Genomic DNA, 22,184 nt, shown 5'->3' with positions numbered 1-22,184 from the left:
AGGAACCTCCGTGGCATCCATCGGCCAGATCGTCGATCAAACCGCCAGCAGCGATGTCCTTCATCGCGCCCAGCAGCGCGCCATGCTGGTACCCGACTGCATGGTCGAGGCCAAGCGCATCGCCAATACGGTGATTGCCGGCTGGCACGGCCGCCGCAAGCGCGGCATGGGCGAAAACTTCTGGCAGTTCCGGCCCTATGCCGAGGGCGAAAGCCTGTCGCGCATCGACTGGCGCCGCTCCGCCCGCGACGACCATACCTATGTCCGCGACCGCGAATGGGAAGCCGCCCACACGATCTGGCTCTGGGCCGATATGTCGCCGTCGATGATGTACAAATCGACATTCGGATCGGTATCGAAGGAAAGCCGGGCGCTGGTCATCATGCTGGCGCTCGCCGAAATCCTTGCCCGGTCGGGCGAACGGATCGGATGTCCCGGCATCATGGAACCGGTCTCGGCCCGCAACGCCGCCGAACGGCTGGCGACCGCCATTATGCACGCACCGCAGGCGACCGGCCTACCGGACACGGGCATGATCCGCGGCCAGAGCGATATCGTTCTGATCGGCGATTTCCTCGATGACGCCGACAAGGTCATGGACCGCATCACCCCGCTCGGCCGCCGCGGCCTGCGCGGCCATGTGATCGAGGTTGCCGACCCCGCCGAAGAGACCTTCCCCTATACCGGCCGCACCGAATTCACCGACCCCGAGACCGGCGAAAAGCTCGTCTCCGGCCGCGCCGAAAATATTCGCGAGGAATACCAGCGCGCCTATCTCGCCCGCCGCGATGCGCTCGGAGAAGGCCTTCGCCGTCTCGGCTGGAGTTTCGTGTTCCACCGCACCGACCGTCTCGCCTCCGAAGCTCTGGTTGCGGTCCACGGCTACCTGTCCGGCATGCCGGCACCTCGACGTGTTGAGACCGGACGCATGGAGGAGAGGTCATGAGCGCGCTCGCTTTCGCCTACCCCGCCATCCTGTTCGGCCTGATCGCCCTGCCCGCCATCTGGTGGCTGCTGCGGCTGACCCCGCCGAGACCAAAATCGGAAGTCTTCCCGCCTCTGCGCATTCTCGCAAGTGTCCTGAAGCGCGAGGAAACGCCGTCCCAGAGCCCGTGGTGGCTGACGCTTCTGCGCATGGCTCTGGCCGCCGCGATCATTCTCGCCATCGCCGATCCGGTCATCAACCCGCGCACGAGTTCGCTTAACACCGGCGGCCCGCTGGCGCTGGTCATCGACAACGGCTGGGCGACATCGACCGACTGGGAACGCCGCGTCGAGACCGCCAATCTCCTGATCGACGATGCCGAAAGCGCTGACCTTCCGGTCGCGATCGCCTTCACCGCCGATCAGAACCAGGAAGCAACACCCGGCAGTGCCGCAACCGCGCGTGACAAGCTCGCCGCCGCAAGCCCGAGGCCGCTTGTGCCAGACCGCGCCCTCGCCGTCACCGCCCTCCGGGAAGCTCTCAACGGCACCCGCCCAGGCACGCTGGCGCTCGTCTCCGACGGCATCGCCGCCACGACGGATGCCGAAACGATGACCGCCCTTGCCGGCCTCTCGGCAGGCGACATGCGCGTCCTCGAAGGCGATGGACAATCAGCCGTCGCGATCACCGGTGCCACCAACAATTCCGCGGCAATGAATGTCAGCGCCACCCGCCTTTCCACCGCAGGCACGCAGCAGTTCACCGTCAACGCGCTCGATCCGCAGGGTCGCTCGCTCGCCACTGGCACGCTCCAATTTGCCGATGGCGCCAACACGGCGACGACGGAAATCTCCGCCCCGTTCGAACTGCGCAACGATTTCGCCCGCCTCTCCGTCGAAGGCATCGCGACCGCCGGTGCCGCCCACCTTCTTGACGATGGTTTCCGCCGCCGTCGCGTGGCGCTGATCGCCGGCGAAAGCGGAAGCGATTTCCAGCCGTTGCTGCAGCCGCTCTACTATATCAGCCGGGCTCTCCAGCCCTATGCCGATGTGATCCAGCCCAACACGGCCGATCTCTCGGTGTCCATTCCGCAGATCCTCGAAGACAATCCCTCGGCGATCATCATGGCCGATGTCGGCCGCCTGCCGCCCGAAGTCTCGCAGCCGCTGCAACGCTGGATTTCCCGCGGTGGCACGCTGGTCCGCTTTGCCGGACCGCGCCTTGCCGCAGCACCGGCCGACGATCCGCTGGTGCCTGTCACCCTGCGACAGGGCGAACGCGCCCTCGGTGGCGCCATGTCCTGGTCGGAGCCGCAGGCACTGGCGGATTTCCCGAATTTCGGCCCCTTCGCCGGCCTGCCGCGCGCAGCCGATATCACCGTGACCCGCCAGGTTCTCGCCGAACCGACGCCGGACCTTGCCGAGCGCACCTGGGCAAGCCTTGCCGACGGCACGCCGCTGGTGACCGAAAAGGAAGTCGAGGCCGGCCGCATCGTGCTGTTCCATACCAGCGCCGAGGCGACCTGGTCGAACCTGCCGCTGTCGGGCAATTTCGTCGAGATGCTGCGCCGGCTGGTGCAGATGGCCCGCGTCGGCGGTGCTGCCGGTGGCAGCGCGTCCGGTGCACCGGGTACCGAAGGCGCTGCTGCAGCCCTGCCGCCCTACCGTCTGCTCACGGCCGACGGCGTGATGACGACCGAGACCGGCGCTGCCCGCCCGATCACCATCCCCGCAAACGCCCGGCCTGTCGCAAGCTTCGATCACCCGCCCGGCCTCTACGGCACCGAGGACGGCTACTCCGCCGTCAATCTCCTGGCCCCGGCGACCGTGCTTGCCCCCTTCGATCCATCGGTCGGCGGAACGCAGGTGGCGCGCGAGCAACTGGCTGGCGGCGAGGCAGTGTCCCTGCGTCCGACGCTATTTGCTCTAGCGTTCGCGCTCCTCGTCCTCGATAGCCTGGTAATGCTCTTCATGAACGGTGCCTTTTCCCGCCGCCCCGGACGCTCCAAGCCGACCTCGACCCGAGCCTCCGGTACAGCCGCCTCCCTGATCCTCGGCTTCGCGCTGGCTTTGGCGCTGCTTTACCCGAACCCGTCGCTCGCCCAGCAGCCACCCTCGCCGCCGGCTGCCGCGTCGCAACCGCAGTCGGCTCAGTCACAGCCGTTTCGCGAAATGCAGCCCGGCGAAGGCGCAAAGCCTGGCGACGAGCAGATCCTTGACCGCCTAGACACCACTCACCTTGCCTATGTCCAGACCGGCGAAAGCGATGTCGACAGCATCTCCGAACGCGGCCTCGACGGTCTCACCCAGTACATGAGCTACCGCACGACGCTCGAACCCGGCGCCCCTGTCGGCCTCGATATCGCCAAGGACGACCTCTCCTTCTATCCGATCATCTACTGGCCGGTCTCCGCGACAGCGCCGATGCCATCGCAGGCCTCGATCTCACGCATCGACGCCTATATGCGCAACGGCGGCACGGTTCTGTTCGACACCCGCGACCAGGTTTCAGCACTCGATGGCAGCTCCAGCCCCAACGGCCTGCGGCTGCAGGAAATCCTCGCCAGCATCGATATCCCGCCGCTCGAGCCGACACCGGAAAACCACGTCCTGACCCGCACCTTCTATCTGCTCAAGGATTTTCCCGGTCGCTATCGCGGCGGTCCGCTCTGGGTCGAAGCCCGTCAGGATGCCCGCAACTCCACCTCGCAGCTCTCCTCGGGCGGCGACGGCGTGACGCCGCTTCTGATCACCGGCAACGATTTTGCCGGCGCCTGGGCGGTCGATCAACAGGGGAATTCCATGCTCCCGACCGTGCCACCAGATGACATGCAGCGCGAATACGCCTACCGCGCCGGCGTCAACATCATGATGTATATGCTGACCGGCAACTACAAAGCCGACCAGGTCCACGTGCCCGCACTCCTCGAACGGCTGGGGCAGTAACCGATGACCATCGAATTCGCCCCCTTCTTTTCTTGGCCGATCCTCGCAGCCCTCGGTGCTCTGGCCCTCGTCCTTGCCGTCACCGCGCTGTTGCGCGGCGTCCGTGGCGCCACCCTTCGCACGCTGGCGCTTGCCGCCCTCCTGATGGCGCTTGCCAACCCGACGCTCAACCAGGAGGACCGGGAGCAGCTCTCCACCATCGTGCCAATCGTCGTCGACCGCTCCCAGAGCCAGGAGACGGCCGGCCGCGAGCAGCAGACGGATCAGGCGCTGGCGGAACTGCGCGACCGCTTCTCCCGCTATCCCCGCATCGAGACGCGCATCGTCGAGGCCGGAGACGATGTAGACAGCGACACACCATCGACGAAGCTGTTGACGGCACTCCGCTCCGCCATGTCGGACGTGCCGCCCGCCCGTGTCGGCGGCGCCGTGTTTCTTTCCGATGGCCAGATCCACGATCTTCCCGGCATCAACCAGGATCTCGGCTTCAACGCGCCAGTCCACGGGCTGATCACCGGCCAGCCAAACGAATTCGATCGCCGCATCGAAGTGCTGCGCGCGCCCCGCTTCGGCATCGTCGGTGAGGAGCAGGAACTGACGCTGCGCGTGTTCGACGACGGTCGCCAGGGCGGCGGCCCCGCCGAAGTCATCGTGCGCATGAACGGCCAGCAGATCGCAACGCTGCAGGCAACGCCGGGCGTCACCACTCCGTTTTCGTTCAACGTCCAGCGCGGCGGCAACAATGTCATGGAGTTCTCGGTTGCCGAGCTGCCTGGCGAAGTGACCACCGCCAACAACCGCGCCGTCCATGTCATCGATGGTATCAGGCAGAACCTGCGCGTGCTGCTGGTCTCCGGCGAACCGCATGCCGGCGAGCGCGCCTGGCGTAACCTTCTGAAATCCGACGCCTCCGTCGACCTCGTGCATTTCACCATCCTGCGTCCGCCGGAAAAGCAGGATGGCACGCCGATCAACGAGCTGTCGCTGATCGCCTTCCCCACCCGAGAACTGTTCGTCGAGAAGATCAAGGATTTCGATCTGATCATCTTCGATCGCTACAAGCATCGCGGCGTGCTGCCGATCCTCTATTACGACTACATCTCCCAGTATGTGCAAAACGGCGGCGCGCTTTTGATCGCGGCAGGCCCGGAACATGCTGGCGAAGATTCGATTGCCGCGACGCCGCTCGAACAGGTCCTGCCGGCCGCACCCACAGGCGAAGTCCACAATGCCGGCTTCTTCCCGCATCTGTCGGAAGTCGGCACCAAGCACCCGGTAACCCGCGGTCTTGAAGGCTCCAACCAGACGCCGCCCGCCTGGGGACGCTGGTTCCGCACCATCGATGTCGATCCGCCGCAGGGCCAGACGGTGATGGAAGGCGATGGCGACCGCCCTCTCCTCGTCCTCAACCGTCAGGGCGAAGGCCGCGTCGCCATGCTCCTGTCGGATCAGGGCTGGCTCTGGGCCCGTGGCTTCGAAGGCGGCGGCCCGCATGTGGCGCTCTATCGCCGCATCGCTCACTGGTTGATGAAGGAGCCGGAACTCGAGGAAGAGGCGCTGACCGCCCGCTCCGTCGGCCGCACACTCGCCGCCACCCGCCAGACGATCGGCGACGATCCCGGTCCCGCCACCATCCGCTACCCATCCGGCCGCACCGAAACCGTGCAGATGACGCCGGCCGGCCCCGGCGAATACCGGTATGAAAGCCGCATGGATGAAACCGGCCTGTTCGAGGTGAGAAACGGCGACTTCCAGACCCTTGTTCATGTCGGCGCGGTCGACTCGCCCGAGTTCAAGGCAATGATCTCCACCGAGGCAACCTTGCGGCCCTATGCCGACAAGACCCGTGGCCTCGTGACCCGCGTCGCCTCGGGCGATGGCGTCACCATTCCCGACATCCTCCCCGTTCGCGGCGAAGTTCGCGTCAGCGATCCCAACCGCATGGTCATCCGCATGACCGACGAGACGGTGCTGCGCGGCATCAACACGCTGCCACTGTTTGCCGGCTTTGCCGGCCTGTCTGTGCTGTTGTTCGCGATGGCGGCAATGTGGTGGCGCGAGGGTCGCTGATGGCGCACGAGCTTTATCTCACCGACGCGCCGAGCCCAGACGATCTAGTAATCGTCAGCGGCGGCCTCACCGCCTTCAACGAAGGCGAAGTCGGCCCCTCCGACAGGAAACTGCTCGCCGTACTGATCCGCGACGAGAGCGGCACAGTCATCGGCGGTCTGTCGGGCTACACGTCCTGGGGCTGGCTCTTCACGCAATTGCTGTTCATTCCGGAAACCCTGCGCGGCAAGGGCATGGCAGCAAAGCTTCTGACCGAGGCCGAAAATGAAGCCCGCACCCGCGGCTGCAAGGGCGCCTGGATCGATACGTTCAACCCACTCGCCCTCAAAGCCTACAAGAGCCACGGCTACCAAGTGTTTGGCGAGATTCCAAATTTCGTCGAAACCAGAACCCGCACCTTCCTTCAAAAAGCGCTTTAGTCTATCCATCTCGGCCGCAACTCGAGAGGTTGGATATGGATCTGGAAATCGTCGAAGGCATCTCGCAGCAGGACGAAGACATCATCCTCGACAAGCTGAAAGCCTTCAATATCGAATGCTTCGGCGCGAGCGACCGTCGCGAACTGGCAATCCCGCTACGTGATACGGCCGGCGATATCGCAGGCGGCCTCGTCGGCTATACCGGCCGCGGCTGGCTTTACATCTCGATGCTGTTCATTCCGGAATTGATGCGCGCCAAAGGCCTCGCCGCCCGCCTCATGACCATGGCCGAAGCGGAGGCGGCGAAGCGCGGCTGTATCGGCGCCTATATCGATACGATGAACCCGGCAGCACTCGCGCTCTACCTTAAGCTCGGCTACCAGCCGATCGGCAAGCTCGAAGGCCTCGCCGGTGGACATGATGTGACCTGGCTGGAAAAACGATTCTAGATCAGACGCTTGGCGGCAAGTCCTGCGACTTCACGCCGACGCCCGATCACAGCTCCCGCCAGCCGATCACGCCCTTCAGCCCGTCATGCACACCGTCTTTGAGCGGCACGACCAGCACCCGGCCCGGATCGACCGGTCCCGGAAAATCGAGCGCATCATACGCCACCTTCTCGAAGCCGAGCGGCATGTAATAGGGCGGGTCGCCAATCAGGATCACGGCTTCCGACCCATGCCGGCGGGCGGCATCGATGGCGATCCGCACCAGTTCGCGGCCGATGCCAAGGTTCTTGTGTGATGGCCGCACGGCGAGCGGCCCCAGCATATGGCCCTTCACGCTTCCCGCCAGAACCGGCGTCATCCGCACGGAAGCGATCGTCTCGCCATCGTCGGCACAGACAAACGAGATCGACCGGTCATGCGGCCCCTGCTCGCGAATGCGGGACGCGGCGCGCACATGCCGTCCGGGGCCGAAAGCCTCCTCGTTGATCACCTCGATGATGTCGTCGTGAGACGCATCCTCGGTCAGATAGACGAGGTCGTGTTTCGCCATGGACTTGGCGGAGTTTTTGGAAGCGGAATTCTGGGATGTGGAGGATTGCGACGCAACGAGATGCAGGGACATGGAGAACCGAAGCCGTAAGGAGAGAGCAGACAGGACAAGCGATATCGACGACGCGTATTCGGCGTCGTGGTCGATCTTCAGCGTCGTCGCAGTATCCGCACTTCGGTCATTCCCTGAGGGTTTTCGAACAATCGTGACAAGCGAGCTATCAGAATTTTTTCCGCCCGTCCAATCCAAATACGCAGCGTTTACAAAATCGCACCTCGTCATTGTCTGGCTTTGCCGTATCTAACTGCTGAGACAAACAAGGAGATTGCAATGGGCATGTTGGTAGACGGCAAGTGGCACGACGTCTGGTACGACACCAAGGCCAGCAAGGGTCATTTCAAGCGCTCCGAATCACAGTTCCGCAATTGGGTGACAGCTGACGGCTCTGCCGGACCGTCGGGAAAGTCAGGCTTCAAGGCTGAAGCCGGACGCTATCATCTCTATGTATCGCTCGCCTGCCCTTGGGCGCACCGGACGCTGATTTTCCGCAACCTCAAGAAGCTGCAGGATCTGATCTCGGTCTCCGTCGTCGACTACCTGATGCTGGAAAACGGCTGGGAATTCCGCAAACGCGACGGCGCAACCGGCGACGCCCTGTTCGGCTCCGACTATCTCTACCAGGTCTATCTGAAAGCCGATCCCGCCTATTCCGGCCGCGTCACGGTTCCGGTCCTTTGGGACAAGCAGCAGAACACGATTGTCTCGAACGAAAGCGCCGAAATCATCCGCATGATGAACAGCGCCTTCGACGGCATCACCGGCTCCGATGTCGATTTCTACCCAGACGATCTGCGCAGTGAGATCGATAAGATCAACGCGGTCATCTACGACACCGTCAACAACGGCGTCTACAAGGCCGGCTTCGCCACCACGCAAGACGCCTATGAAGAGGCCGTCTCAAAGCTGTTCGAAACGCTCGACAGTCTCGAGACCCGTCTCTCGAAAAGCCGCTACCTGCTCGGAGACAAGCTGACCGAAGCCGACTGGCGGCTGTTCACCACACTCATCCGCTTCGATCCGGTCTATGTCGGCCACTTCAAATGCAACATCCGCCGCATCGCCGACTACCCGAACCTTTCAGCCTATCTGCGCGATCTCTACCAGCACGAGGGCGTGGCCGAGACCTGCAATCTCCTCCACATCAAGCACCACTACTACGAGAGCCACAAGACCATAAACCCGACCGGCATCGTCCCGACAGGACCAGAGCTCGATCTCGACGCACCGCATGGGCGGGGGTAGGGAAGCGGGTAACTCTCACCAGTAGTCCCCCTTCGCGACCTCTCCTGCCAATTCCTGCAATCGCCGCGCCGTTGCCTGGGTGATCTCGGGCGGTAGCGCGTCGAGGCCAAAGAAGCCGCTTTCCGCAATTTCGTAATCCGCGGCGCGCGGCGCCGTCTGGTTGACGTGGACCTTGTAGAACAGCACGTGGTCGCGCTTTGAGGCGTTGCGGTTCAGGTAGACGTGGAACAGCTCCGGCGTTCCGACAATCTCCAGATTTCCCTCTTCCCGCAGTTCCTTGTGCAGCGCCTGGAGCGCGGTTTCGCCGCGTTCCATGCCGCCGCCGGGCATATACCATCCCGGGACATAGGTGTGGCGCACCAGGAAAATCCGGCCCTCGTCGTCGAAACAGGCGGCCCGCACACCCATCGTCATGCCTCGTGTGACGATGAACGCCTTGTGCATCAGCCAGACGAGAATGCGGGCGCGGCCGCCAGTAACTTCGGGAATGCCCTGCTCAACCATTCAGGCGTTCCACTTCATAACTTCGGGAGCGGCGATAAATTCGGTACCAATTGCTCTCTCATGCGTTATGTCTTCGCCATGTTCAAGTTCGCGCATATTTCCGATATCCACCTGGGGCCCCTTCCGCGGCTGACGATGCGCGAGCTTCTGTCAAAACGCATCACCGGTTTCGTCAACTGGCACCGCACCCGCCGTAAGCATCTTCTCGTCAACACGCTGGATCTGCTGTTGAGCGACATGAAGGACCGAGAGCCGGACCAGTTGCTCATCACAGGCGATCTGGTCAATTTGGCGACAAAGATCGAAACCCGGCTGGCCCGCGAATGGCTCGATACGATCGGCGAACCCGCCGATACGACCGTCGTGCCGGGCAATCACGACGCCTATGTGCCGGGCGCTCACGACAAGTCGGTTGCCGCTTGGTATCCCTTCGTGAAAAGCGACGACGATCCGGGCGAATGGCCGAAGGACGATCACATCTTCCCGACCTACCGGGAGCGTGGCCCGATCGCCATTATCGGCTGCTCCACATCCAATGCCACGCCGCCGTTTTCCGCATCCGGCTATTTCAGCCCGCGCCAGGCGCGCGAAACCGTGAACCTGCTGAAGAAAGCCGGCGAACGGGGACTGTTCCGAGTGGTGATGATTCACCACCCGCCGATCCACGGCGCGGCGTCATCGCACAAGCGTATGATCGGCATCCGTCGATTTGCTGCGGCCATCTCGACCGGCGGCGCCGAACTGGTGTTGCACGGCCATACGCACCTTAACACCGTCTACGAACTCAAGACCCATAACCGGCCCGTGCCGGTCGTCGGTATCGCGTCCGCCTCGCAAGGTCCGGGCGGCCACAAGCCACCTGCTTCCTACAACCTGTTTTCGCTGTCTGGCGAACCCGGCAACTGGAACCTGGTTTGTGAACGCTACGGGCTGACGCAGGCAGGTGACGGCATTGCGCTGGACAGCAGCCGCGTCTTTTATGGCGATCAACCACTGCCTATGCCGGCGATCCAGCCCGAGACCGTCGAAATCTTGTAGATTAATTGCGTCGCCTGTTGCAAATGCATCACATTCGATTCATAGCTTAACGAGATGGCCGTAATCATAACGCATAGCCCCGTTAAGCTTGTTTCCGCATGAACAATCCGACCCAGACCATGGACATTCGCCGTGACCTCGTAGCCTTGCTGCCGAGGCTTCGTCGTTTCGCGTTGACGCTTGCAGGCACCGCCGAGGATGCTGACAGGCTGGTGCGCGAAGTCTGTTCGCGTGCAATCCAGAAAAGCCATCACTGGAAGGGCGAAGGCCGCATCGAAAGCTGGCTGTTCAGCCTGATGCGCACAGCCTGGTCCGACGAGATCAAGAAGCGCCGCAAGACCCAGCCGTCCTCCACCCCGAAGGCACAGGGCGTCGTATCGGCTACCGAAATTTCCACGATGGCCACATCGGATCAGATCCTGCTGTCCCTGCCCTCAGGCCTCGCCAGTGTCTTCCTTCTCGTGGACGTCGAGGCATTCGCCTATGGCGAGGCGGCTGCTATACTCGGCATTCCGGAACAGGCCTTCGCCGAACGCCTGTGTTCTGCACGGCTCAGACTGTCGGAAATCGCGCCGGAAGCATCGGAGCGCCGCGCATGAAAGCCAGTGCTTCCTCGTCCGCGCTCGAACAGCGCATTTCGGCCTTCCTGGATGGCGAAGCCAACGAACACGAACGGCAGGAGATCGAAGCGCTTCTGGTCAACGAGCCGCAGGCGCGGGCCCTGCATGACAACCTGAAACGCGGCACGGATTACGGCCGGCGCGTCTTCGACGATGCCATGAAGGAAACATTGCCGCTCGAACTCGTCCGCACCATCAAGAACGCACCGCTGCCGCGCCGCGCGATCAGGCTGCCTGATGACAAAAAGCGCCAGTCACTCTCGTTCAAGCCAAGCAGAACGCAGGCGCTTGTCGCATGCATTCTCAGTCTCTGCCTCGGCGGCGGCATCGGCTATGCGCTCGGCACGCAGCCGGGATCGACCCGTCTCGGCGGCTCGGAAGTGCAGCTCGATTCGCGGGACTGGCTTGACGACGTCGTCGCCCATTACCGGCTCTATACCCGCTTGCCCGATCGTCTGGTGGAAATCGGTGCCGACAGGCCGGGCGATATCCTCGCATGGCTGACCACAGGCACCGGCATCGCCTTTCGCATTCCGGACCTGTCGCAAAGCGGGCTCGCCTTCGCCGGCGCACGGCTTTTCACCGCCGACAACCGCCCCTCCGGCCTCCTCCTCTATCGCCGCGGCGATGAAGGAGAGATCATCGCGATCACCTTCTCCAAGACCCGTCCGGACACCAACAAACCGGTCGAGGACATCCGCGCCGATACGGGTCTTGTGTCCTGGAGCACGCCGCTCGCGACCTATGTCGTCGTCGGCCCCTCCTCCGCCGCCGATCTCGACGAGATCGCCGCCAAGGCCGCGGGACTGATCTGAGCGACGCGCGATCAGGTCCACCTGATCCCAGCAAAAAGCCGCATCGGCTGGCGATGCGGCTTGTGTCTTCTGATACCCAAAAGGCCCCGGCTTACCGGCCGCGTTCTTCCAACACGCGGTTGGCGGCCGACACGATCGCGTCGAGCGATGCCGTCACGATGTTGTTGTTGATGCCGGCGCCAAACAGCTTGCCGCCCGGATGCTCGACCTCGACATAGGCGATCGCCGAGGCGTTCGAGCCATGCTGCAGCGAGTGTTCCGAATACTCGTTCACCGACAACTCGATCCCGAGATAGGCCGACAGCGCGTTGATGAACCCGTCGATCGGGCCCGTGCCGCGGCCTTCGATCGTCTTCGTCTCACCACCATCGGTGATCTCGGCGGAAACGACGCGGATGCCCTTGTGCTCCATCCCGGCCGGGAACGTCTGGTGATCGACGAATTTCAGCCGTGCTGAAGGCTGGTCCACATAGCGCTCGATAAAGCGCTCATGGATGCGCTTGGAAGCGACTTCCTTGCCTTCCTCGTCAGTAATCCGCTGGATGTCCTCGCGGAACTCCACCTGCAGATTGCGCGGCAGGTTGATGCCGTAATCCTGCTGCAGGATATAGGCGATGCCGCCCTTGCCCGATTGCGAGTTGATGCGGATGATCGCCTCGTAGGACCGGCCGACGTCGCGCGGGTCGATCGGCAGGTAAGGCACTTCCCACACCGGATGGTTGGCGGTCTTGATTGCCTTCATGCCCTTGTTGATCGCATCCTGGTGCGAGCCGGAAAACGCCGTATAGACCAGTTCGCCGACGTAAGGATGGCGCTCGGGAATGACCATTTCGTTGGAATATTCGTAGACGTCCTTGATGCGCTCGATATCGGTGCAGTCCAGCCCAGGATCCACCCCTTGCGTGTACATGTTGAGCGCCAGCGTCACCACGTCGACATTGCCGGTGCGCTCGCCATTGCCAAACAGCGTGCCTTCGACGCGGTCGGCGCCAGCCATCAGCGCCAGCTCGGTCGCGGCAATCCCGGTGCCACGGTCGTTGTGCGGGTGCAGCGAGATGATGACGTTCTCGCGATTGTCGATATTGCGGCACATCCATTCGATCTGGTCGGCATAGATGTTCGGCGTCGCCATCTCGACGGTCGAGGGCAGGTTGAGGATCAGCTTGTTGTCAGCGGTCGGCTTTACCACCTCGATGACTGCGTTGCAGATCTCCAGCGCCACTTCCAGCTCGGTGCCGGTGAAGCTTTCCGGCGAATATTCGAACCGGTAATCGCCGCCGGCCTTGGCAGCCATGTCGGTGATCATCTTCGCCGCGTCGACGGCGATCTGCTTGATACCGCGGACATCCTTGCCGAACACCACGCGGCGCTGCAGTTCCGATGTCGAGTTGTAGAAGTGGATGATCGGATGCTTGGCGCCTTCCAGCGATTCGAACGTGCGGGTGATCAGTTCCGGCCGGCACTGAACCAGCACCTGCATCGACACATCGTCGGGAACGCCACCCTCTTCGATGCACCAGCGGGCAAAGTCGAAATCGGTCTGCGAAGCCGACGGGAAACCGATCTCGATTTCCTTGAAGCCCATATCCAAGAGCAGCTTGAACATGCGGGCCTTGCGGTCGTGGCCCATCGGGTTGACCAGCGACTGGTTGCCGTCACGCAGGTCCACCGAGCACCAGATCGGCGCCTTGTCGATCACCTTCGACGGCCAGGTCCGGTCGGGAATGTTGATGGCGGGATAGGCACGGTATTTCACCGCCGCGTCGGCCATACCCTTAGCCTTGTTGGCAGTAGTCACGTTGGAATTCTTGGCGTCCATGGTCTTCAAGTCCTCGTCCTATCCATCCGCCGCGCGCCGCACTTTTGGGGCCTGCTTGGTGAGGATGGCGACCTCTTAAGGTCTGTCTCAGCTATATCGGTAAATCTTGCGAGGAGCTCTTACGCCGGCGGGCTTTCGGCCGCCGGGCGCTCCTCAACGGACCCGGCAACCGAGTGTAAGGTCGAGGCTAAGAAGCGAGAGAGGCGCGAAAACCGTCGCCCCGGCAGCGAAGCTGCGGGTCGGCAAACGGTCGGACATGATCGCACCTGTCATGGTCATGGGAGAATCTATAGCGGGCGGGCAGAGAACGTGCAAGTGCACTTTCGAACGGCATTTGATGTTGCAACGACGGCCGCGGTTCCCTTTCAAGGCAATCTTTCGCGTCTGAGAGCCTTCTGCAAACCCATCATCACGCCACCGGCCAGCAGACCCCAGAACGCCCCCGAGATCCCGGCGAAGGCGATTCCGGAAGCGGTGACCATAAAGGTGATGGCCGCAGCCTCGCGGGTAGCGGGATTGTGGTAGGCGGCGTATGCCGCGTTCGAGAACGCGCCGATCAGCCCGAGCCCGGCGACGGCCTGCAACAGGATCGGCGGCGCGAGCGATACGAAGGCGATAATGCCGCCGGCCACCAGCCCCAGCGCCGCGTAGCTGAAGCCGCCGATGATCGCCGCTACGTAACGCCGGGCGGGATCCGGATGAGCGTCGGTACTGGCACACATCGCTGCCGTGATCGCCGCCATGTTGACCGGCACGCCGCCAAAAACGCCGACAAGCGAGGACAGGGCGCCGGTTGCCACGAACATCGGTCCGGGATGCGGCTCGTATCCGTGGGCCTTGAGGATCGCGATGCCGGGTATGTTCTGCGACGCCATGGTGACGATAAACAGTGGCACCGCCACGGAAATCGCGCCGTGCCAGGTAAACACCGGCTCGACGAACACGAATTGCGGATGGATCGCAGCGCCGATCTGGCTCAGCGTATCTGTCGGCAGGTCGACGCCGAAGATCAGCACCAGCATCATCGCCGCAAGCGAGGCCGGCACGGCAAGAAGCCGCCAGCGCGACACGACGACCGCCCAGGTCAGCACGATCGGCAGTCCCAGCATCGGGTCGAACGCCACCGCCTTCACGGGCGCGAGACACAGGCCAAGCAGGATACCGGCCAGCATCGCATTGGCAAGCGGCCCCGGGATCATCCGGATCGCGCGCCCGAGCGGCTGGAACAGGCCCGACAGCATGATCAGCCCGCCACAGATGACGAAGGCGCCGACGGCTGCGGGAAATCCGCCCTCGATCATCCCGATCCCCGAGAGAAGAGCGGCACCAGGCGTCGACCATGCAATGCTGATCGGCATCTTGAGAGCCGCCGAGAAACTCACGGCAAGAATGCCGAGCGCCAGGGAAAGCGCCAGGAGCGCGGAGGCGACCTGATCGCTATTGGCGCCCATTGCCTGCAAACCCTGGATGATCACGGCAAACGAACTGACGAAACCGACAAACGCGGTCAGCATCCCCATCGTCAGGGCGGAAAAAGAGAAGTCTTTGAACATGATGAGAACCCGACGCGGTGAAGGGTGCATGGAGCACGACCCGCCGCCGCGAGACAAGCCCAAGAGATGACCAGGCCGACTGATTTTTTCCGATTTTCAGTCATGTATAAAGGGCCGGATTTCTCAAAAATATTGGAGTGGAGACCAGTATTTCGGCTCGACGACCCGTCCGGCGCCGTTCCATCTCAGACTAAATTAAGCCTTGTCTGAAATGTTGGCGGGAGACCTGTTGGAACATTGCATGCTCTTCTCTTCCTCCATGATAAAGCCCGGCCGAAGCCGGGGACGGCGATTCTACCGGTTCGGCTGGTATTTGCCCGCCTTCATTATGGTCGCCGCGGTCATTTTCGGAATTGTCCGGGCCGATCTGGAAGAGCGCGCCCAATACATGGCGCAGCAGCGGCTCGTCGCGTCGGAACAACTGGCGCGCGTGTCATCAAGCCTTGAAACCAATATTCGCGGCAACGTCAATCTGGTCCAGGGTCTCGTTGCCGCGATCGCTGCAAACCCATCCATCACGCAAACGCAATTTGCGGCGCTCTCGGAGCGAGTTTTCGCTGTTCCCTCGCAGCTGAAGAACGTCGCCGTGGCGCCCGATCTTGTGATCCGGTACGTCTACCCTTACGACCAGAACAAGCAGCTCGTCGGACGAGACTACACGGCCGACCCCAAACGGTCAGTGTCCGTCATGGAGGCGATCAAGCGCCGGTCCACCACGATCGCCGGACCTGTCGAACTCGCTCAGGGCGGACTGGGACTGCTGGCCCGCTACCCGGTTTTCTCGCAAGCCAACGGACATTTCTGGGGCATCGTCTCGAGCGTGATCGACGTGGAGCGCCTGTTCCGCGACATCGACCTCGATACCGAACGGCAACCCCTCAGCATCGCGATCTCCAGGCGGCCGGCACCGGTTGCGAAGGACGTCTTTACCGGTGACCCGGCGATCTTCTCCGCCGATGCGGTTCGTGCCCGCATCGAGCTCGGATACGACACCTGGTATCTCGCAGCAGTCCCGAAAGCCGGCTGGAAGACGACCCCGCCGGATATCGGTTGGCTTTATGCCTACGCGACGCTGATCGCACTCTGCATCGTCGCCCCGATGATCTGGGTGGGGATCTTGATGAGGCAGCGCAATCGCCACATCGTCGATCTGCAACACCGGGAGGAGCAGTTCGAGACCATTCACCACCGGTTGACGCTGGCGCTCGAAGCGTCGCAGATCGGCGTCTGGGAATACGAGGGCGCCACAGACCGCCTTTTCTGGGACGAGCGGCTCAAGGACCTCTATTCTGCGCCTCCGGGCAAGGACATCTTCACCTACGAGGACTGGCGTTCGACCGTCCATCCCGACGATATCGAGACGGCTGAAAATCGGCTGAACGAGGTCATCGGTGCCACCGAGCCCTATATTACCCAGTTCCGGATTGTCCGACCTTCGGGCGAGATCCGTCACATCCGCGCGCACGGGAAGGCCTACAAAACATCGGGAGGCGTCGAACGCGTCGTTGGCGCCAATTGGGATGTCACTGATGACGTCAATCTGCAGATCGAACTGCGGGAAGAGCGCGCCCGCGCGGAAGAACAGAACGAGCGGTTGCGCGCAACACGCCGCACGTTGCAGCACCAGTCTTTGCACGACGCCCTGACCGGCCTTCCCAACCGGCGCTTTCTCGACCAGTTCATGGAAGCCTCGAACGCGACGACGCACAGTCACCGCCTGGCTTTTATCCATTTCGATCTCGACCGCTTCAAGGAAGTCAACGACACGCTCGGCCACGCGGCCGGCGACGAGGTCCTGCGCCAGACGACGGCTCGGCTCCTGGAACTGATCGGCCATGACGAATTCGTCTCGCGGATCGGCGGCGACGAATTCGTGGTCGTCACCAGCGGCCCGGCCCCGGAAGAGCGGGCAAAACATCTCGGCCGCTCGATCGTCAAGGCGATCGCCAAACCGATGACGATCGACGGCCAGGAATGCCATGTCGGCTGCAGCGCCGGCATCGCCATGCAGACGCTTGCGTGCGAAGAACCGCGCCAGTTGCTGATCAATGCCGACGTCGCACTGTACGAGGCCAAGAAACGCGGCCGTAACCGCGCCGAGGTGTTTTCCGAGTCCCTGCTTCTGACGGCGATTCAGGTAAAGCGCACGTCCGACGAGCTTCTCGCGGCAATCGAGAACGACCAGATCGTTCCCTTCTTCCAGCCGCAGTTCGATGCCGTCACCCTCGATATCGTCGGTGTCGAGGCGCTGGCCCGCTGGGTCCACCCGACCCGCGGCCTGCTCGCGCCCGAAGCGTTTCTCGATATCGCCGAAGGTCTTCATCGCTCCGGTGAAATCGACGCGCTCATCCTCGAAAAAGCGCTGTTCCAGGCCACCCGCTGGCGTGCCCGCGGGCTTGCCGTCCCAAGGGTCTCTGTCAATGTCTCGGCCCAGCGCCTGAAGGACGAAAACCTCTTGGAGCAGCTTTCGCACCTGTCGTTTGCGCCGGGCAGCATTGCATTCGAACTTCTGGAATCGATCTCGTTTGAAGGAAACGACCGCGGCCTGCGCAAGATCATCGGCACGCTGAAGGATTTGGGTATCGATATCGAGCTGGATGATTTCGGCTCCGGACACGCTTCGATCGTCAGTCTGCTGGAACTCGGCCCCAAACGGCTGAAGATCGACCGGCAGCTGATTTCGCCGCTTCAGGCGTCGGGTCCCCAGCACCGGCTTGTGGCTTCGATCATCGAGATCGGCCGTTCGCAAGGGATCGAAATCGTCGCCGAGGGCGTCGAAACGGAAGCCCATATGGATATCCTGCGTGGCCTCGGTTGCCAGGTGCTGCAGGGTTATGCCTTCGCGGAACCGATGTCGCCCGATGCGTTCATGGATTTTGCCGCCCACTGGCAGCAGGGCCGCGTCCCGGCAACCGCCGTACCCACCCGCAAGCTCGCCTGATATCGCGCGGTGGTCGAAAGGGTTCCGGTCATCCGGACCTGTCGGCCCCTACCCGCGCCTGAAACGATTGCCCTCAAACGCAAAAATCCCCCGCCGGCCTGAAGCCGACGAGGGATTTTGATTTGTCAGAACGACGTCTGGATCAGATTTCGCTCTGCGACGTCACGATCTTGGATGCGAGACCATAGGCGACGGCTTCCTGTGCCGACAGCCAGTAGTCGCGGTCCGTATCGGCTGCGATCTTTTCGATCGGCTGGCCGGTTGCTTCTGCCATGATCTTGTTCAGGCGTTCGTTCATCTTGATGATTTCACGGGCCTGGATCTCGATGTCGGAGACCATGCCGCGCGTACCGCCAGATGGTTGGTGAAGCAGGAAGCGGGTGTTCGGCAGCGCGATGCGGCGTTCCTTCGGAACCGACACGTAGATCAGGGCGCCTGCAGAAGCGACCCAGCCCGTGCCGATCATCCAGACCTTCGGCTTGATGAACTTGACCATATCATGAATCGAATCGCCCGACTCGACATGGCCGCCCGGGGAATTCACGTAGATGCGGATGTCTTCGTCGCTGGCTGCGGCAAGTGCCACGAGCTGCGTGTTGACCTTCTGCGCCAGTTCCTGGGTGATCGCTCCGTAGATGAAGATCGAACGCGACTTGAAAAGATTCGCCTCCGTTTCCTTACCGAGCGGCAGTTCCTTCGTCTTGTCTTCTGTGTCGTCTTCGTCGTTCAGCACGGTCAAAGTCTCCTGCATGAAATTCATATACGGGACATAATGTGTTCGCGGTCACAAAACAATGCACCCCGGCCTGAACATGGCAAGCTTCCAACGACTAAGGTGAATGACGTAGTCCGCATCGCCGGATCGTTACAATTGGCAATGGACGCGGTGACTGCTCTTGCCTATCGTTTTACGCTTCACGCATCATGTATTTCATCGGGGATCAAAATGTTGACCAGACCTTTCCAAACCGCCCTGAAGCATATTTCGCTCGCAACGGGCGCAGTCGTCGTTGCTGCCGCTCCCGCCTTTGCCCATCTCGATCCTGAAGCACATGGCTCGTTCATGGCCGGCATTTCGCACCCGATCTTCGGCCTCGACCACGTGCTTGCCATGCTCGCCGTCGGCCTCTGGGCAGCACAGATCGGCGGCAAGGCCATCTGGTCCGTGCCTGCCGCATTCGTCGGCACCATGGCGCTCGGCTTCGTGCTCGCGGTCTCCGGTCTCGATCTGCCTTTCGTTGAACCGGCGATCCTCGCCTCGGTCATCGCACTCGGTCTTCTGGTCGCCACCGCCGTCAAGCTTCCGACAGCCGCCTGCGCTGCAATCGTCGGCGTTTTTGCGCTGTTCCACGGCCATGCCCATGGCGGCGAACTCGGCAGTGCCGGTGCGCTTCAGTTCGGCCTCGGCTTTGTCATCGCGACAGCTCTTCTTCACGCAGCCGGCATCGCGCTCGGCCTCGGTATCGCGCGCTTTGCGCCAGCTGTAACCCGCATCCTCGGCGCAGCAACCGCAGTGCTCGGCCTGACGCTCGCATTCGGCTGATATTACAACAAGATAGGCTGCGCCGCCTGAATCATAGTGTCAGGCGGCGCATGTTCTACATGAACAAGATTTAACCCGGCAGCGGGTTTGAAATCCCGAAAATGCCGACTAACTCCTTGTCAGATGACGGCCGCTTGGGACGTCCACAAGGAGTGAGACCATGTCACCGGAAGAACGCCAGCTTCTGACCGCATTGTTCGATCGCGTGAAAACAGCCTCGACCACCCCGCGCGACCGTGATGCGGAGGCATTGATCGATGACGCGACCCGCCAGCAGCCCTATTCCGCCTATTACCTCGCCCAGGCGGTGATCGTTCAGGAAAAGGGCCTTGAGGCCGCATCCGCCCGCATCCGCGAGCTCGAAGAACAGGTCAAGCAGCTTCAGGCCGGCGAAAGCGACACCAGGCGCGACGAACAAGGCGGCGGTTTTCTGAGCTCGATCTTCGGCTCCGGTCAGGCGCCTCGCCCTCCGGCACCGCAAATGCCGTCCCAACAGGCCGGCCAGCAGCCATCCGGCCCCTGGGGTGCGCGACCGGGATATCAGCAGCCTCAGCCATACCGCGGCAACGACGACGGCTATCGCCCATCGGCCCCGTCAGGTCCCTGGTCATCACAGATGCAGGGGGCACAAGGCTATCAGCAGGGTCAGGCACCATCTGCTGGCGGCGGTTTTCTGCGCGGCGCACTTGGCACGGCCGCCGGCGTGGCGGGCGGCATGCTGCTTGCCAATTCGCTTTCGGGCCTGTTCGGCAACCACATGTCAGGCCTCGGCTTGGGCAATCCCGCAGCCGAAGCCAATCCGTTCACAGGCGGCCCGACCGAGGAAACCGTCATCAACAACACCTATATCGGCGACGACGCAATCCGTGAGGCATCCAATACGGACGCAGATAACGGCAACGACGTAACACCCGATCCCGGTGGCAATGACGGCGGCTGGCAACAGGCCGATTTCGGCAACGACGATCAGTCCGACTTCGGCGGCGGCGATTTCGGCGGCGACGACAACATGAATGTCTGAGGCGGAATGGCCCTCTCCCCGAACGGGTTGAGTGTCGCAATTAGCCCGGTGCGTGCCGGGCTAATTGCCAATAAATCTTACCCACGTCCCCGATAGGTCGCCACGCCCTGGTCCGGCAACCACACACCCTTTGGCGCTTCGCCGGTCTGCCAGAACACGTCGATCGGAATGCCGCCGCGCGGATACCAGTAAGCGCCGATCCGCAACCATTTCGGATTAAGCAGGTCAACGATCCGCTTGCCGATATAGACCGAGCAGTCCTCATGAAAGGCGCCGTGGTTGCGGAACGCATGCAGGAACAGCTTCAGCGACTTTGATTCGACCAGAAACCCGTCGGGAATATAGTCGATCACGATATGGGCAAAATCCGGCTGGCCCGTCATCGGGCATAGCGAGGTGAATTCGGGTGCGGTAAAGCGCACCACGTAGTCGGTGCCCTGGTTGCCGTTCGGCACCTTCTCCAGAACCGCCGTCTCGGGGCTCGTTGGAACCTCGACCTGATTGCCGAGCTGCGACAGTCCGCTGACATCCGTCATCGTCATTTCATATTCCCTTCAGATTCGCATGGCTTTCAATGGCAACACGCTTGCCATGCGCGTGTTCGCTTTCCGGCTCCACATGGATGGCCAGGGTGGCACCGGGAATAGCCTCCTTGATCGCATCTTCCAAGCGGTCGCAGATTTCGTGGGCTTCGCCGACCGACATTCGCGATGGCACCACCAGGTGGAAATCGATAAACGCAGCCGATCCCGCCCGTCGCGTCTTCAGATCGTGCACATCGAGAACCCCGTCGCAATGGGCGGTGATCGCCGCACGCACCGCCGCCTCCTCCTCCGGCTGCAGCGCCTTGTCCATCAGCCCGCCCAGCGAGTGGGTGATGACCTTGTAACCCTGCCAGAGAATGTTGAAGGCGACGAAGATCGCAAGCAGCGGATCAAGGATCAGGTAACCCGTCAGAACCGCGAGCACCAGACCGACGAATACGCCGGCCGACGTCACCACATCCGACATGATGTGCTGGCCGTCTGCCAGAAGCGCCGGAGACCGGTGCGACCGTCCGACCCTGATTAGCACGGTCGCCCAGACCGCATTGATTCCGCCTGCCGTAGCGTTGATGGCAAGCCCGAGCCATGGCGTTTCCGGCATGCTCGGGGCGCCTAGAGCGCCCCAGGCTTCCTGAATGATCAGGATCGCCGCCAGCACGATCAACGCGCCTTCCGCCACGGCGGATATGTATTCCGCCTTGTGATGGCCGAAGTGGTGGTCATCGTCTGCCGGCCGTTGCGCATAGCGGATGACGAAATAGGCAATGAATGCCGCCGCCACGTTGACCAGTGATTCCAGACCGTCCGACAGCAGCGCCACCGAGCCGGTTACCCACCACGCAGCAAGTTTGAGGAACAGCACGCCGATCGAGATCGGGATGCCCCACATCGCCAGTCTCTCGACCTTTTTGTCGTCCTTTGCCACTCTGTCCATATCGCCCATACCCGTCTTCACTAATCGTCCTCCTGCATCTGCAAGCGATTTGCAGGAAGCTATGCCCAAAACGACGAAACCGCCGCGGCGAGAGCGTCTCGCAGCGGCGGTTTCGAATAATGGCCGGCTGTATGGCGCAAGCCTCGCGGTTTGTCAAAGCCGGTCTTGCGCGTCCAGTCGCCGGGTATGCT

At 62.4% G+C, this 22,184-nt stretch carries 19 protein-coding genes; 12 read left to right on the top strand and 7 right to left on the bottom strand.

Translation table 11 applies throughout. From position 1 onward, the window contains the following. Positions 1 to 10: 10 nt before the first annotated feature. From G6K99_RS09735 to G6K99_RS09715, 5 genes are read left to right on the top strand one after another with little or no spacing between them, the layout of a single operon-like run. Complete coding sequence (locus G6K99_RS09735) at positions 11 to 946, top strand: DUF58 domain-containing protein (protein ID WP_174196413.1); 936 nt, start codon at positions 11 to 13, stop codon at positions 944 to 946. Beyond that, complete coding sequence (locus tag G6K99_RS09730; RefSeq protein WP_174196412.1) at positions 943 to 3,870, top strand: DUF4159 domain-containing protein; 2,928 nt, start codon at positions 943 to 945, stop codon at positions 3,868 to 3,870. The genes G6K99_RS09735 and G6K99_RS09730 overlap by 4 nt, the downstream gene beginning before the upstream one ends. Before the next feature lie 3 nt (positions 3,871 to 3,873). Next, positions 3,874 to 5,940: a hypothetical protein gene (locus tag G6K99_RS09725; RefSeq protein ID WP_174196411.1), complete on the top strand. Its 2,067-nt coding sequence runs from the start codon at positions 3,874 to 3,876 to the stop codon at positions 5,938 to 5,940. Further along, positions 5,940 to 6,359, top strand: coding sequence for an N-acetyltransferase (locus G6K99_RS09720; RefSeq protein WP_174196410.1), 420 nt, complete (start codon positions 5,940 to 5,942; stop codon positions 6,357 to 6,359). Before G6K99_RS09725 ends, G6K99_RS09720 begins: the two co-directional genes overlap by 1 nt. A gap of 35 nt (positions 6,360 to 6,394) precedes the next feature. Beyond that, positions 6,395 to 6,808: a GNAT family N-acetyltransferase gene (locus G6K99_RS09715; RefSeq protein ID WP_174196409.1), complete on the top strand. Its 414-nt coding sequence runs from the start codon at positions 6,395 to 6,397 to the stop codon at positions 6,806 to 6,808. Between the two features lie 46 nt (positions 6,809 to 6,854). On the opposite strand, the gene G6K99_RS09710 is transcribed toward G6K99_RS09715, so the two are convergent. Next, the gene (locus tag G6K99_RS09710; protein ID WP_062455683.1) at positions 6,855 to 7,358 is read right to left on the bottom strand and encodes a GNAT family N-acetyltransferase; all 504 of its coding nucleotides are present in this window, start codon (positions 7,356 to 7,358) and stop codon (positions 6,855 to 6,857) included. A 330-nt stretch (positions 7,359 to 7,688) separates the two neighbouring features. Between G6K99_RS09710 and G6K99_RS09705 the strand changes: the two genes are divergently transcribed. Then, positions 7,689 to 8,660, top strand: coding sequence for a glutathione S-transferase family protein (locus G6K99_RS09705; protein ID WP_174196408.1), 972 nt, complete (start codon positions 7,689 to 7,691; stop codon positions 8,658 to 8,660). A 15-nt stretch (positions 8,661 to 8,675) separates the two neighbouring features. Here the strand turns inward: G6K99_RS09705 and G6K99_RS09700 are convergent, their stop codons facing one another. Further along, entirely contained in the window at positions 8,676 to 9,164 is a 489-nt protein-coding gene (locus G6K99_RS09700; protein WP_174196407.1) for an NUDIX domain-containing protein, read from the bottom strand. Positions 9,165 to 9,242: 78 nt separating this feature from the next. On the opposite strand from G6K99_RS09700, the gene G6K99_RS09695 reads away from it, so the two are divergent. The 3 genes from G6K99_RS09695 (at position 9,243) to G6K99_RS09685 (ending at position 11,637) form a co-directional block, all read left to right on the top strand. Next, on the top strand, positions 9,243 to 10,202 hold the full coding sequence (locus G6K99_RS09695; protein ID WP_174196809.1) for a metallophosphoesterase: 960 nt from the start codon (positions 9,243 to 9,245) through the stop codon (positions 10,200 to 10,202). A gap of 98 nt (positions 10,203 to 10,300) precedes the next feature. Beyond that, the gene (locus G6K99_RS09690; protein ID WP_062582897.1) at positions 10,301 to 10,801 is read left to right on the top strand and encodes an RNA polymerase sigma factor; all 501 of its coding nucleotides are present in this window, start codon (positions 10,301 to 10,303) and stop codon (positions 10,799 to 10,801) included. Next, positions 10,798 to 11,637 (top strand): anti-sigma factor, encoded by an 840-nt coding sequence (locus G6K99_RS09685; RefSeq protein WP_174196406.1) that lies wholly within the window; start codon positions 10,798 to 10,800, stop codon positions 11,635 to 11,637. The genes G6K99_RS09690 and G6K99_RS09685 overlap by 4 nt, the downstream gene beginning before the upstream one ends. 91 nt (positions 11,638 to 11,728) lie before the next feature. On the opposite strand, the gene leuA is transcribed toward G6K99_RS09685, so the two are convergent. Then, a complete protein-coding gene (leuA, locus tag G6K99_RS09680; RefSeq protein WP_174196808.1) occupies positions 11,729 to 13,456 on the bottom strand; it encodes a 2-isopropylmalate synthase in 1,728 nt (575 codons plus the stop codon). Positions 13,457 to 13,821: 365 nt separating this feature from the next. Continuing rightward, complete coding sequence (locus G6K99_RS09675; protein WP_174196405.1) at positions 13,822 to 15,009, bottom strand: benzoate/H(+) symporter BenE family transporter; 1,188 nt, start codon at positions 15,007 to 15,009, stop codon at positions 13,822 to 13,824. A 241-nt stretch (positions 15,010 to 15,250) separates the two neighbouring features. Here G6K99_RS09675 and G6K99_RS09670 point away from each other — a divergent pair, with 241 nt between their 5' ends. Then, positions 15,251 to 17,950 (top strand): EAL domain-containing protein, encoded by a 2,700-nt coding sequence (locus G6K99_RS09670; protein WP_174196404.1) that lies wholly within the window; start codon positions 15,251 to 15,253, stop codon positions 17,948 to 17,950. Positions 17,951 to 18,092: 142 nt separating this feature from the next. On the opposite strand, the gene G6K99_RS09665 is transcribed toward G6K99_RS09670, so the two are convergent. Further along, complete coding sequence (locus tag G6K99_RS09665) at positions 18,093 to 18,680, bottom strand: ATP-dependent Clp protease proteolytic subunit (protein WP_062457904.1); 588 nt, start codon at positions 18,678 to 18,680, stop codon at positions 18,093 to 18,095. A gap of 216 nt (positions 18,681 to 18,896) precedes the next feature. Between G6K99_RS09665 and G6K99_RS09660 the strand changes: the two genes are divergently transcribed. Both G6K99_RS09660 and G6K99_RS09655 read left to right on the top strand, forming a co-directional pair. Continuing rightward, positions 18,897 to 19,493, top strand: a complete 597-nt coding sequence (locus G6K99_RS09660) for a HupE/UreJ family protein (RefSeq protein WP_062455661.1) — start codon at positions 18,897 to 18,899, stop codon at positions 19,491 to 19,493. Between the two features lie 160 nt (positions 19,494 to 19,653). Beyond that, entirely contained in the window at positions 19,654 to 20,514 is an 861-nt protein-coding gene (locus G6K99_RS09655) for a DUF2076 domain-containing protein (protein ID WP_174196403.1), read from the top strand. A 77-nt stretch (positions 20,515 to 20,591) separates the two neighbouring features. Here G6K99_RS09655 and queF read toward each other — a convergent pair whose 3' ends face one another. After that, positions 20,592 to 21,056 carry a preQ(1) synthase gene (queF, locus tag G6K99_RS09650; protein ID WP_174196402.1) on the bottom strand — a complete coding sequence of 155 codons (465 nt, stop codon included), beginning with the start codon at positions 21,054 to 21,056 and terminating at the stop codon, positions 20,592 to 20,594. Between the two features lies 1 nt (position 21,057). Continuing rightward, positions 21,058 to 21,993 (bottom strand): cation diffusion facilitator family transporter, encoded by a 936-nt coding sequence (locus G6K99_RS09645; protein WP_062457901.1) that lies wholly within the window; start codon positions 21,991 to 21,993, stop codon positions 21,058 to 21,060. Between the last annotated feature and the right edge of the window lie 191 nt (positions 21,994 to 22,184).

The sequence above is a fragment of the Neorhizobium sp. AL 9.2.2 genome (genome assembly GCF_013317225.1).
GTDB lineage: Bacteria > Pseudomonadota > Alphaproteobacteria > Rhizobiales > Rhizobiaceae > Neorhizobium > Neorhizobium soli.
Note: the sequence above shows the minus strand (reverse complement) of the source record. Positions and strands in the feature narration are given on the sequence as shown.